Here is a 12315-nt window from a genome sequence, read left to right as displayed (position 1 = left end):
CGATGAACAGGACCTCTCCGCGCTGGTACCGGCTTCGTCGGTCCTAGTTCGGTCCCCGGTCGCGTGCGGGCGGCCTGACGTGGCATGATGCGACCCCGCTCGGGGGAGGGACCGCTCATGAACGCGCGCCGCGCACTGCTATCCGGATTGTGCCTTTTCGTGGCCTTAGCGGCATCCGGCTGCGCCGGCGACCCGCCGAAGACGGACCCGATCCTTCAACCGGCCGCCACCACGCGCGTGGGTCCGCTCCCGGTCAACGCGAACGCTGTCGTGCCGCAGACCGCCCTCGGGCCTACGGGCGCCGGCAGTACCGACGCGGTCGCGGTCGTCTCGGACACCTACATCGTCAGGCCGGTGGCGGCCCAGGGCGCGTTCGCGGTGCGCCGGCGGTCGGACAACACGCTGGTCCTGACGCACCGGACCACGCGCGGCCTGGAAACGACGTTCGCCGACCTCGCGGGCGACCTGTTCGTCGTGGCCGACGACAACGTGAACACCAACGGCGGAACCGACCACCCGTCCGTGATCTACATCTACGACCTCAGGACCAAGCGGCGTACGACGCTCGCCGACGTCACTGGCGCCCCGCGCCAGGGGCAGGGCCAGTTCGCCACCCTCACCGACGACGGCCGGCTGTACTACGTCTCCGTGACCGCCAAGAAAAAGAACACCTTCCAGTACTGCGTGGGCATGGCCGACCTGCGCACGATGCGCGGGTCCACGGTGGAATGCGCCAACGAGGCCAACAACCCTGTCTTCGTCGCTCCGGGCGAGGACGGCGCGACCTGGACGGTCAGGTCCTACGAGGCGATCTGCGACACCGGCCGGGGCATCAGGGGCGGCCGGATCATCCCGATCGGTCCGGCGGACTGCGCGACGGTCGGGACGGGCACCGTGCGGGGCTGGTCCGTCTGGGCCGCCACGTTGGGGGCGGGCGGGCGCAACCACGGCGTCACGGCCCACGCCACTGACGGGACCACGCTCGTCGACCTGGGCGAGGTCACCGGCATCTCGTTCACCACGTGCGGCGACTACGTGTACTGGTCCGCGGGTCCCGGGCAGCCGCAGATCCGTCGGTGGAGCCCCGGCATGACCGAGATCGAGGTGGCCTACGACTTCGAGGTCCGGGAGAAGGCCGTGTTCGGCGCGGACCCGGATGACCGCGGGATCGTCCTGGCCGGCTGCGCCGACAACCTGATGACGCTCGCGACGTGGACCAGGAACCAGGACCGGAGCCTGACCACGCGGTTCGTCGTGGTGCCGTCGCGCCGCGGTTGACCGCCGGTCAGTACTTGCGGTCGGGCAGCGCCGCCTTCGCCTGTTCCTGGGTGAACGTGGTCTCCTGGGTGACGATCCGGGGCGGCACCGGCTGGCCGTTCGCGATCTTATTGACCAGGTCCATGAGCTGCGGGCCGAGCAGCGGGCTGCACTCGGCGATGAAGGTGAAGCGCCCCTCGGCGAGCGCCTTCATGCCGTCGCGGACGGCGTCGATGCTCACGATCCGCACGTCGCGCCCCGGCTGCAGGCCGGCGGCCTCCAACGCCTTCGCGGCCCCGAGCCCCATGTCGTCGTTGTGCGCGAACACGACGTCGATGTCGCGGTCGGTCTTGAGGATCGCGCGCATCACCGCCTCGCCCTTGGGGCGGGTGAAGTCGCCCGTGCGCGAGGCCACGATCTGGAACCTCGGCTCGCCCTTGATCGCCGCGCGGAAGCCGGCCGCGCGGTCGGTCGCGGGCGCCGACCCGGTGGTGCCCCGCAGTTCCACGACACGGACCGTGCCGGGCCGGCTGGCGTAGTAGTCGACCAGCCACTCGCCGACCAGCGTGCCCTCCTTGACGAAGTCGGAGCCGATGAACGTGGTGTAGAGGTCCTTGCTCGTGGTCCTGATGGCCCGGTCGGTGAGGATGACCGGGATGCCCGCCTGGCGGGCCTCGGTCAGCACCTCGTCCCAGCCGGTCTCGACGACGGGGGAGAACGCGATGACGTCGACGCGCTGCTTGATGAACGACCGGATCGCGGTGATCTGGTTGGCCTGCTTGCCCTGCGCGTCGGAGAAGCGCAGCTTGATCCCCGCGTCCAGGGCCGCGTCGTGGATGGACACGGTGTTCGCCGTGCGCCAGCCGCTCTCCGCGCCGACCTGCGAGAAGCCGACGACGATCTTCGAGCCGTCGGCGGCGAGGTTCTCGGGCGGGGCGCACGCCGCCAGCGAGACGCATACCAGTGCGATGAGGAGGAGTCTTCGCATGCGCTAGCCCTTCAAGGCGCCACGGATGAAGCCGCGCACGTAGTACCGCTGCAGCATGAGGAACACCGCGATGCACGGCAGGGCCGCGGTGACGACGCCCGACAGCAGCGCCCCGTAGTCGACGGAGCCGAGGCTGCCCGACTGGAGGTTGAACAGCGCCACGGGCAGCGTGAACTTCTCGTCGTCAGTGATCAGGATCAGCGGGGCGACGAACTCGTTCCACGAGGCGAGGAACGAGAACAGCGCGACGGTGACGATGCCTGGCCGTACCCCGCGCAGCAGCACGTGCCAGAGCGCCCGCGTCGGGCCGCAGCCGTCGACGAGCGCGGCCTCCTGCAGCTCGACGGGCAGCGCCTCGAACGAGTTGCGCATCATGAACAGCCCGAACGGCAGCTGGAACATGGCGAGCATGAGGCCGAGACCGAGCAGCGAGTTCTGCAGCCCGATCCAGCCGAGCAGGATGTAGAGCGGGATGAGCAGGGTCGTGTGCGGCACCATGAGGATCGCCAGCGTGGTCAGGAACAGCAGGTCGCGGCCGGGGAACGCGAACCTCACGACGGCGTAGCCGCCCAGCGTGGTCAGCACGACGGTGACCGTCACGGTGATGGCCGCGACGATGGCCGTGTTCAGCATGTACGTGCCCAGACCGCTGCCGTACCAGACCATGCGGCGGTAGTTCTCCACGCCCCAGCCCGCGCCGTCCTTCGCGGCGGTCGGACCGTGCAGCGAGCCGTAGAGCGTCCACAGCATCGGCGTCAGGAACAGCACCGCGAGCCCCAGCGACGTGGTGTAGACGCCGAACCCCCGTACCCGCGCGAGAAGTGTGCCCACGTCCGCTCCTACCGCCGGTCGCCGCGCCGGAGCAGGCGCAGCTGGATGCCGTTGATGACGATGAGGACGGCCAGCAGCGCGACCGAGATGGCGCTGGCCCGGCCGAGGTCCTGGGAGGTGAACGCCTCCCGGTACGTGTCGATCACGACCGTCGCGGTGCCGTAGCGACCGCCCGTGAGGATGAAGAACTGGTCGAATGTGAGCAGCGAGTTCGTGACCAGCAGGACCAGCATCAGCGCGATCGTCGGGCGCAGCAGCGGCAGGGTGATCTGGCGCATGATCTGCAGGCTGCCCGCCCCGTCGCTGCGCGCCGCCTCGTAGATGAGCGGATTGATCGACTGCAGGCCGATCATCAGGATGATCATGTAGTAGCCCGCGAACCGCCACGTCGTCATGGCGATGGTCGAGTACAGGGCGTTGTCGCCCGTACCCAGCCAGGCGATGTCGCCGACGTGCAGCCAGCGGGCCACGACATTGAGCGGCGACCCGGTGTCGTTGAAGAACGCGTAGAACAGCAGGCTCGCCGACGCCAGCCCGACCGACACGGGCAGGAAGTACACCGTGCGCAGCAGCCGCATCCCCGGCCGCGGGTCCTGCACCAGCAGCGCCAGGCCCCACGACACCAGCCCGAGCACCACGGTCGTCAGCACCGTGTACTTGAGCGTGAACACGAGCGCCCGCCCGAACAGCGGATCGCGCAGCGCGCGGTAGTTGTCCAGCCCGTTGGGTTCGGAGGCGCCGAGCAGCGGCCAGTGATTCACCGACATCCAGATCATCAGACCCAGTGGTACGACGAAGAGCACGATGACGACGACCGCCATCGGCGCCGCGTACAGCGCGCCGGCGAGGTTGCGCCGGCGGGCCTGCCGCGACGGCGGGAGCGCGCCCCGGTGCCGCTGTACGCCCGGCGAGCTGGTCAGCAAGGTGGTCACGGCGATTCCTCGGATAGCTCAGTCGCCGGCCAGCGACCGGGTGATGTCGTCGTTGTGGCGCTCGAGGGTCGGCGCGGCGGGGCCGTCGCCGAAGACCGCGTCGGCGACCGCGAACATCCAGGGACCGTTGGGGTCGTTGTAGGTCTTGCCGAAGTTGACCGCGAACGGCGTCTGGCCCAGGCCCGCGAGTTTGGTGAGGATCACCAGCCGCGGGTCCTGCTCGGCGTAGACGTTGTTCGCGAGGTCGCGGCGCACCGTCACGTTCTTGTTCAGCGCGAGGACGTTCACCTGCGTGTCCTCCGACAACATCCACGAGATGAAGTCCCAGGCCTGCGCCGCGTGGCGGCTGTTGGCGCCGATGCCGAGCACGTCGCCGCCGACGAACGAGGACTCACCGCCGCTCAGGCCCGGCACGGCGGCCACGCCGACCTGCAGCTCGGTGCCCTCCCGGATGTTCTGCAGCGCGGTCGCGCCCATGGCCTGCATGCCGACCCGGCCGTTGCTGAACTCGCGGGTCCAGGTGGGCCCGCTCTCGTTCTTCGCCGACGGTGGCACGAGGCCCTCGGCGTACATCCGGCCGTACAGGTCGAGGACGTCGCCGGCGATCGGGTTGTCGATCGTCGACGCCGTGCCCTCCTCGTTGAGCACCGACGACCCGGACGCCCAGATCATCGGCCAGGTCGACACGAGCATGCAGGACGGGCACGCGCCGGCGAACGTGAAGCCGTGCACGCCGTCGCCGAGCTCGTTGATCCGCTTGGCGAAGGTGTGCAGCTCCGCCAGGCTCGACGGCGGCGTGTCCCCGTCCAGGCCGGCCGCGATGAACAGCGCCTTGTTGTAGAACAGCGCCGCCACGTCGATGTCGAACGGGACGCCGTACGCGCGCCCCTCATGGGTCGCCGCCCGCATGTGCGACGTGGCCAGCTCCGCCCGGTACGGCAGGGTGTCGACCCGGGCCGTCATGTCGAGGAACACGCCCTTGGACGCGTAGTTCGGCGCGTACAGGACGTCCACGGCGAGCAGGTCGGGCAGCTGGTGCGCGCCGGCCGCGGCCCCGATCCGTTGCTGGTAGGAGTCGTCCGGCATGACGGTCAGCTTGATCTTGTTCCGGTGCGTCGCGTTGTACTCGTCGATCAGCTGCTCGGCGAAGGACCCCATCAGCGAGCGGGTCCACATGGTGATCGTCGTGCCGTCGTCGGTCGCGGAGATGTCCGTGGACGCGGGGTTCGTGGTCGCCTTCTGGCACGCGGCGAGCAGCACCGCGGCGCACGCCAGGGCGGCGACCGTCGAGGCCCGGCTGCGACCCACGAACTCACCCCCTCATGCACTTCGACCGATCTGAAACTTTCGGGTTACGAGTTGTTAACGTTCACATGGTGGCCCCGAGGCGTCAACTGTCCGTCCGGTTGATTCACGTCGCGTCGACTTGTTAGCGATAACAAAGTCCGCCTAGGCATTCAGGTAGGCCAGCACGGCCATCACCCGGCGGTTGTCGTCGTCGGACGGGGGCATGCCGAGCTTGGCCAGGATGCTGTTGATGTGCTTGCTGACGGCCTTCTCGGTGATGAACAGGCGGGCGCCGATCGCCGTGTTGGACCGGCCCTCGGCCATGAGGCCGAGCACCTCCCGCTCGCGGGGCGTCAACGCCGCGAGCGGGTCGGCGGTCGGACGCCGGGCGAGCAGTTGCGACACCACCTCGGGGTCCATGACCATGCCGCCGCCGGCGACCTGCCGGACGGCCTCGACGAACTGGCGTACGTCGGAGACCCGGTCCTTGAGCAGGTAGCCGACGCCACCCGCGCGGTCGGCCAGCAGTTCGCGCGCGTACAGCTGCTCGACGTGTTGGGACAGCACGAGTACGGGCAGGCCGGGGACCTGTTCGCGGGCCGCGATCGCGGCCTTGAGGCCCTCGTCGGTGAACGTGGGCGGCAGGCGCACGTCGACGACCGCGACGTCCGGGCGGTGGGACAGCAGGGCGGGCAGCAGTGCCGGGCCGTTGTCGACGGCCGCGACGACCTCGCAGTCGAACGCCTCGAGCAGCCGCGTCAGGCCGTCCCGGAGGAGGGCGAGGTCCTCGGCGATGACAACTCGCACGGCAGCTCCATGATCACGACGGTCGGCCCGCCGGGCGGACTGGACACCGACATGATTCCATCGAACGCCGCGAGCCGTCGCTCGATGCCCCGCAGGCCGCTGCCGTTCGCCGGGTCGGCGCCGCCGTGTCCGTTGTCGCCGACCTGGATGGCCAGGCGCCCGTCGCGGTGCGTGAGGCGCACCCAGGCCGTACTCGCGTGGCTGTGTTTGGCGACATTGGTGAGGATCTCGGCGACGGCGAAGTACGCCGCCGACTCCACCGGGGCGGGTGGGCGGCCGGGCAGGTCCACGTCCACGGACACGTGCAGCGGGACGGCGAGCGCGAGGGCGCGGACGGCCCCGTCGAGGCCGCGCTCGGCGAGCACCGGCGGGTGGATGCCGCGTACGAGGTCGCGCAGGTCGCGCAGCGCCTCGCCGCTGGACTGGCGGGCCTCGGCGAGCAGCGCGGCGGCCTGTTCCAGGTCGTTGCGCAGCAGCTCCTCGGCCAGGCCGAGGCTCATGCTGAGCGAGACCAGCCGGGCCTGCGCGCCGTCGTGCAGGTCGCGTTCGATGCGGCGCAGCTCGGCGGCCTGGGCGTCGACGGTCTCCGCGCGGGTGACGGTCAGCTGGTGCACCCGCTGGGCCAGGTTGGCGGACGCGTTGGGTCGCAGGAAGAAGCTGGCGAAGGTCGCCTCGATCCAGGTGAGCCAGCGGGCGCCGGCCAGGCCGATGGCGAGGAAGAGCGCGCCCTGCGGGATGGTCAGCACGGCCTCGAAGGCGTTGTCGATGGGCCAGAAGATTCCGTAGCCGTACCAGTCGAGGATCATCGTCAGGAAGATCGGGATGCCCAGGATGCCTTCCAGGCCGTACAGCGGCAGGAGGGCGGCGAGCAGGCCGCACACGCCGCCGGCGAGCGCGCCGGGGATCAGCCAGGCGAAGTCCTTCCAGGTGGCCGGGTCGCGAACGATATGCCGGAAACGTTCCCATTTTCCGTAGCTGGCGTCGGTCGGCGTGGGCAGGTACGGCACCGCGATGGGCACGCCCGACCCGGCGGCCAACCGGCGGCTGAGGTTGACGCGCCACCGCACCACGGACGTGACCACCGGGAAGGCGGCGAAGCCCAGCCCCGCGGCCGGGATGAGCGCCAGCGACACCACCGACAGCACGAACAGCACCGGGTTCAGCGTGATGGCGAGCAGCCCGACGGCCAGGCCCCGCAGCATGGCCGGGGGTCCGTCGCGCCACAGCGGCGGCAGGTCGGCCAGCCACCTGCGCACCTGGTCGGGGAGCAGATCTCGCATCCGAGCATTCTCACCCGCCGCCGCCAGCGGGTCAGGGGTGCTGGCACCCGATCGCCGACGGTGGTGCTGGCACCACCGGGGTGGGGCCCTGCCACTCCTGTCTTCCGCGTCCCGCACGCCTGAGATGGATGCGTCTGGATTTTCCGGGAGAAGGGATCACGCCCGTGTGGGCTCGACTGCTCAGCGGCCGTCGGAGCAAGCTGGCCGTACTCGCCGTGTGGTTGATCGTGGCATCGGTGGCGGGACCGATCGCGATCAAGCTTTCCGAGGTGCAGGACAACGAACAGATCGGCGCGCTGCCCGCCAGTGCGGAGGCGCACCGGGCCGCGGACCGGCTCGCCCGGGCGTTCCCGGAACCGTCCGCCCTGGTCGCGGTCGCCGTGTACGCCCGCGACGCCGGTCTCACCGCCGCCGACCGCGCCAAGGTCGACGCTGACCGGGCGGCGTTCGCGCGGTACGCCGAGGGCGGCCAGGTGGCGCCGGCCGAGCCGAGCGCGGACGGTAAGGCGCTGCTGCTGGCGTTCGCGCTGGCCGGCGACGACGACGCGCAGAGCGCGGCCGTCGAGCACATCCGCAACCAGCTGACGACCGGCCCGCCGCACGGCCTGCGGGTCGCCCTGACCGGCTCGGCCGGGGCCACCGACGACATCTTCGACGCGTTCGAGGGCATGGACGGCGCGCTGCTGCTGGCCACCGCCCTGGCCGTCGCGCTGATCCTGATCCTGTCCTACCGCAGCCCGGTGCTGTGGCTGCTGCCGCTGATCGCCGTCGGCATCGCCAGCCAACTGGCCAGCGCCGTGGTGTACCTGCTGGCGAAGCACGCCGGCCTGGCGGTGAACCTGCAGAGTCAGAGCATCCTGACGATCCTGGTGTTCGGCGTCGGCGTGGACTACGCGTTGCTGCTCATCGCCCGCTACCGCGAGGAGCTGCGCGAACACGACGACCGGCACGCGGCGATGGCCCAGGCGCTGCGCCGGTCCCTCCCGGCCATCGCCGCGTCGGCGGCCACCGTCAGCCTCGGCCTGCTGTGCCTGCTCGCCGCCGCGCTGCCGGCCACCCGCGGCCTCGGCCCGGTCGGCGCGGTCGGGGTGATCGCCGCGTTCGCGGTCATGACGACGCTGCTGCCGGCGTTCGTCGTGCTGTTCGGCCGGTGGGTGTTCTGGCCGTTCGTGCCGCGCGTGGGCGGCGCCGTCGCCGAGCACCGGGTCTGGCGCGCGATCGCCGGCCGGGTCGGCGCCGCGCCGCGCGCGATCTGGCTGGTCACCGCTCTGGTACTGGTCGCGCTGACGGCGGGCATCAGCACGCTGGGCATCGGCATGCCGGGGGACAAGTCGTTCACCAAGGAGGTCGGCTCGGTCACCGGCCAGCACATGGTCGAGGACCACTACGCGGCCGGCACCGTCTCGCCGGCGCTCATCATCGCCCCGGCCGGCGCGGCGGGCGCGGTCACCGCGGCCGCGAAGGGCGTCGACGGCGTCGCGGACGTGGCGCCGGCCGAGCTGTCGGCCGACGGGCAGTGGGCACGGGTGCGCGCGGTCCTGGCGGACCCGCCGGAGTCGGATGCCGCCGTGGAGACGGTGCGCCGCCTGCGCACCGCGGTCCACGGGGACGGCGCGCTGGTGGGCGGCGACACCGCGGTCCAGCTGGACACCCGCGACGCGGCCGCCCGCGACGACCGGGTGGTCATGCCGCTCATCCTCGCGGTGGTGCTGATCGTCCTCGTCCTGCTGCTGCGCGCCGTCGTCGCGCCGTTGCTGCTGCTCGCGAGCGTGGTGCTGTCCTACCTCGCGGCGTTGGGCGCGGGGGGTCTCGTCCTCTCGGCGATGGGCTACCCGGACCTGTGGGAGGCCCTCCCGCTGCAGACGTTCCTGTTCCTGGTGGCGCTGGGCGTGGACTACACCATCTTCCTGATGACCCGGGCGCGCGAGGAGGTCGCCCGGACGGACCACCGCACCGGCGTGCTCACCGCGCTGACGGTCACCGGCGGCGTCATCACCAGCGCCGGCGTGGTCCTGGCCGCCACGTTCGGGGCGCTGACCGTCCTGCCGCTGGTCCCGTCGGTGCAGACGGCCGTCATCGTGGTCGTCGGCGTCCTGCTCGACACGCTCCTGGTCCGTACCCTGCTGATCCCGGCCCTAGCCCTGCACCTCGGACGCCGGGTCTGGTGGCCGGGCCGCCTGTCCCACCCGACCCCGGTCACACCCGCCCCGCTCCGCGAAACGGTGCCCACCACCTAGCGGTGAGGTTCGCGTTATGGCGCCATAGCGATGGACTGCGCTCTCGCATTCCAGAGCTATGGCGCCATAACGCCGCCACGCGCGACTGTCTGGGGAGCGGGAAGATCAGTTAGGCTCCCGCCGTGATATTCGTGGACGGGCAGGCCAATGAGCGACTGGTGCTCGATGGCGAGTGGTTCGAGAAGCTGCGGGGCGGGCACTCCGCGACCCGCGTGCCGGCGTCGTCCTTCCGGGGCGTGACGTGGGCGGACATCGACCGTCGGGTGCGGATGTTCAGCAGCGAGCGGGAGAAGCTGGTCCAGGTGACCCTCCAGTTCGACGGCGGGCCGTTCGTCGGCTTCGTCACCGCTGCCGACAAGCGCCCCGAGCTGGAGGCGATCGTCGCGGGCCTGGAGGCGCAGCGACGGCCATGAGTGTCGCGCGACGCGGCACGTTGGCCGCGCTCACCGCGGTCATCGTGCTGGCCGGCTGCGGTGTGGGTGACGCCGCACCGGCGTCGCCCGTGACGCGAGCGTCCGTGCCCAGCTCATGGACACAGTCGGGGCCGGGGGATCACGTGATCACGGCTGACTGGGCCGGCGAGCAGCGGTCGTTCCGCCTGCATGTGCCGCCCGGCAAGCAGCGGGGCGTCCCGGCGCCGCTCGTCGTCGCGCTGCACGGCTACCAGGGTGACGCGGCCGGTTTCGCGGCCGCGACAGGGTTCGACGAGTTGGCCGACGAACACGGCTTCCTGGTCCTCTACCCGGAAGCCCTCTCGGGCAGCTGGAACGCCCTCTACTGCTGCGGCGACACCGATGACGTGGGCTTCATCCGCGCGCTCGTCGAGCGCCTCGCGCGCGATGGGGCGGGCGACCCCGCGCGGACCTATGTCACGGGGTTCTCCCAGGGCGCCGAGCTGGCCTACCGCCTGGCCGTCGAGCTGCCGGGCGTGTTCGCGGCGATCGCGCCGGTCGCCGCCGGCTTCAACACCAGCGGCGTCGCGCAGCCACCGACCTTCCGGCCGGACCGGCCGGTCTCGGTGATGACGTACTACGGCACCCTGGACCCCTACGCGGGTCAGGTGGAGGAGGGCCTGAAGGTATGGGGCGATCGGGTGGGTTGCCCCGCCGTGCGGCCCGGCGCCGCTGCCGTGCGGTGCGTCGATGGCAGCGACGTCGCCTCCTACGCCGTCGACGGCCTGGGCCATCAGTGGCCCACCGCCGGTGACCAACCGCCCGCGTCGGCGCGGATCTGGGACTTCTTCGCCGCTCATCCGCGGCCGTCATAGATCATGATCAAGCACATAGTCTTTGATATTGATGACACGCTCTGCGACTTCGCGGGCGCGCGCGAGCGTGGCCTGGTCAACGCGTTCGCGCTCGTTCCGGACGAGGGTCGCGCGGCGGCGCTCGACTGTTGGCGGACGGTGGAGCCGCTGCTCTTCCAGCACTTCAACGATCGACTGTTGTCGCGGGAGGGCTACCGCCGGCTTCGCTTCCTGATCCCCTTGTCGCTGACGCACGGTGGTGGCGACGACGAAGCGCTCGCGGCGCGGATGAACGAGCGATTCATGGCCGAGGTCAACGACCGCATCACGGCCACGCTTCACGCGGTCGACTGCCTGACCACGCTTGCCCGTAGCGGTATCGGTCGGCACATCCTCACCAACGGCCCGGCCGACGGTCAGCGTCGCAAACTGGCCGTCGCCGGGTTGGACACCCTGGTCGACGAGCTGTTCGTCAGCGAGGAACTCGGCTTCGCCAAGCCCGATCCGGCCGCGTTCCAGGCGGTACTCGGTCGGCTGGGCGCCCAGCCCGGTGAGGTGCTGGTGGTGGGCGATTCCATGAGCGCCGACGTCGCCCCGGCTCGGGCGCTGGGCATGCCCGCGTTGTGGTACGCGCCCGACGCGCGACAGCCGGGTCCGGGAACGATCCGCTCCCTGCTGGAGGTGCCGGCGTCCGCGCGGCTGCCCGCGACGGCGGTCATCAGGGGGCGTTAGTCGTACGACCTGACGGGGCGGGGTGGGGCGGGCGGTGGGGCGTCGTCCAGGACCACGACGGGGGTGCCGGGCGGGACCTGGGCGAGCATCTTGCGTTGGCCCCAGCGGGTCAGCCGGATGCAGCCGTCCGTGGTGTTCCGGCCCAGGTCGCCGTCGTGGTACCAGGTGTGGATGCCGATGTGCGCGCCGCGCAGGCCGTACGGGACGCGGTGCGGCTTGTCGGGGACGGCGCCGAGGGCGAAGACGTCCGTGTCGCCGTAGACCATGCCGGGCAGCCGGGAGCGACCCAGGATGAACGTGCGGCCCAGCGGCGTGGGGGTGCTCGTCAGGCCCAGCGTCACGGGCCAGGTGTGTTGCGGGACGCCGTCGCGCAGCCAGGTCAGTTCGTGCGTGCGGCGTACGACGATGATCAGATCGCGCAGGGTGGTGGTGGTCCAGGCGCCGCGGCGCGGTGGCAGCCAGCCGATGCGCCGGTTCACCGACGGCAGGAGTACGGCGGTCCAGCCGGCGCGGCGCGCGACGACCGGAACGGTGAGCGGCGCGCCGAGGATGTCCGGCCCGAGGAAGGCGCGCGGCCGCCCGCCGGGCGCGTCGTACACGGCGACGCGGCGCACCGGGTGCAGGCCCTCGGTCAGCGGTGCGGTGGACAGCGGCGCCGGGTCGCGCGGGAACCCGCCCGGCGCGGCGTCGTAGCTGATGACCGGCAGGCTCGCCGGGG

Annotated in this window: 12 protein-coding genes; 5 read left to right on the top strand and 7 right to left on the bottom strand. The window is 71.3% G+C overall.

The features are described from left to right. Window positions 1-159 precede the first annotated feature (159 nt). Window positions 160-1278: a hypothetical protein gene (locus ABD211_RS21775; protein ID WP_344134945.1), complete on the top strand. Its 1119-nt coding sequence runs from the start codon at window positions 160-162 to the stop codon at window positions 1276-1278. Window positions 1279-1285: 7 nt separating this feature from the next. On the opposite strand, the gene ABD211_RS21770 is transcribed toward ABD211_RS21775, so the two are convergent. The 6 genes from ABD211_RS21770 to ABD211_RS21745 all read right to left on the bottom strand — a co-directional run bounded on the left by ABD211_RS21770 (window position 1286) and on the right by ABD211_RS21745 (window position 7382). Beyond that, a complete protein-coding gene (locus tag ABD211_RS21770) occupies window positions 1286-2245 on the bottom strand; it encodes an ABC transporter substrate-binding protein (protein WP_344134942.1) in 960 nt (319 codons plus the stop codon). Between the two features lie 3 nt (window positions 2246-2248). Next, complete coding sequence (locus tag ABD211_RS21765) at window positions 2249-3076, bottom strand: carbohydrate ABC transporter permease (protein ID WP_344134939.1); 828 nt, start codon at window positions 3074-3076, stop codon at window positions 2249-2251. A gap of 8 nt (window positions 3077-3084) precedes the next feature. Further along, the gene (locus tag ABD211_RS21760; RefSeq protein ID WP_344134936.1) at window positions 3085-4008 is read right to left on the bottom strand and encodes a carbohydrate ABC transporter permease; all 924 of its coding nucleotides are present in this window, start codon (window positions 4006-4008) and stop codon (window positions 3085-3087) included. Between the two features lie 18 nt (window positions 4009-4026). Further along, on the bottom strand, window positions 4027-5316 hold the full coding sequence (locus ABD211_RS21755) for an ABC transporter substrate-binding protein (protein ID WP_344134933.1): 1290 nt from the start codon (window positions 5314-5316) through the stop codon (window positions 4027-4029). A gap of 141 nt (window positions 5317-5457) precedes the next feature. Further along, on the bottom strand, window positions 5458-6102 hold the full coding sequence (locus tag ABD211_RS21750) for a LuxR C-terminal-related transcriptional regulator (RefSeq protein ID WP_344134930.1): 645 nt from the start codon (window positions 6100-6102) through the stop codon (window positions 5458-5460). Next, entirely contained in the window at window positions 6054-7382 is a 1329-nt protein-coding gene (locus ABD211_RS21745; protein WP_344134928.1) for a sensor histidine kinase, read from the bottom strand. Before ABD211_RS21745 ends, ABD211_RS21750 begins: the two co-directional genes overlap by 49 nt. A 164-nt stretch (window positions 7383-7546) precedes the next feature. Here ABD211_RS21745 and ABD211_RS21740 point away from each other — a divergent pair, with 164 nt between their 5' ends. The 4 genes from ABD211_RS21740 (at window position 7547) to ABD211_RS21725 (ending at window position 11597) form a co-directional block, all read left to right on the top strand. Beyond that, entirely contained in the window at window positions 7547-9619 is a 2073-nt protein-coding gene (locus ABD211_RS21740; RefSeq protein WP_344134925.1) for an MMPL family transporter, read from the top strand. 122 nt (window positions 9620-9741) lie between these two features. After that, the gene (locus tag ABD211_RS21735; RefSeq protein ID WP_344134922.1) at window positions 9742-10032 is read left to right on the top strand and encodes a hypothetical protein; all 291 of its coding nucleotides are present in this window, start codon (window positions 9742-9744) and stop codon (window positions 10030-10032) included. After that, the gene (locus ABD211_RS21730) at window positions 10029-10886 is read left to right on the top strand and encodes a CE1 family esterase (RefSeq protein ID WP_344134919.1); all 858 of its coding nucleotides are present in this window, start codon (window positions 10029-10031) and stop codon (window positions 10884-10886) included. Before ABD211_RS21735 ends, ABD211_RS21730 begins: the two co-directional genes overlap by 4 nt. Before the next feature lie 3 nt (window positions 10887-10889). Then, entirely contained in the window at window positions 10890-11597 is a 708-nt protein-coding gene (locus ABD211_RS21725) for an HAD family hydrolase (protein WP_344134916.1), read from the top strand. On the opposite strand, the gene ABD211_RS21720 is transcribed toward ABD211_RS21725, so the two are convergent. Beyond that, window positions 11594-12315, bottom strand: a 722-nt coding sequence (locus tag ABD211_RS21720) for a L,D-transpeptidase (protein ID WP_344134913.1), incomplete at its 5' end; no start/stop codon positions are given. The genes ABD211_RS21725 and ABD211_RS21720 overlap by 4 nt on opposite strands.

The organism is Luedemannella flava (assembly GCF_039528515.1).
GTDB classification, from domain to species: Bacteria; Actinomycetota; Actinomycetes; order Mycobacteriales; family Micromonosporaceae; genus Luedemannella; species Luedemannella flava.
This window is presented reverse-complemented; position numbering and strand designations above follow the sequence as displayed.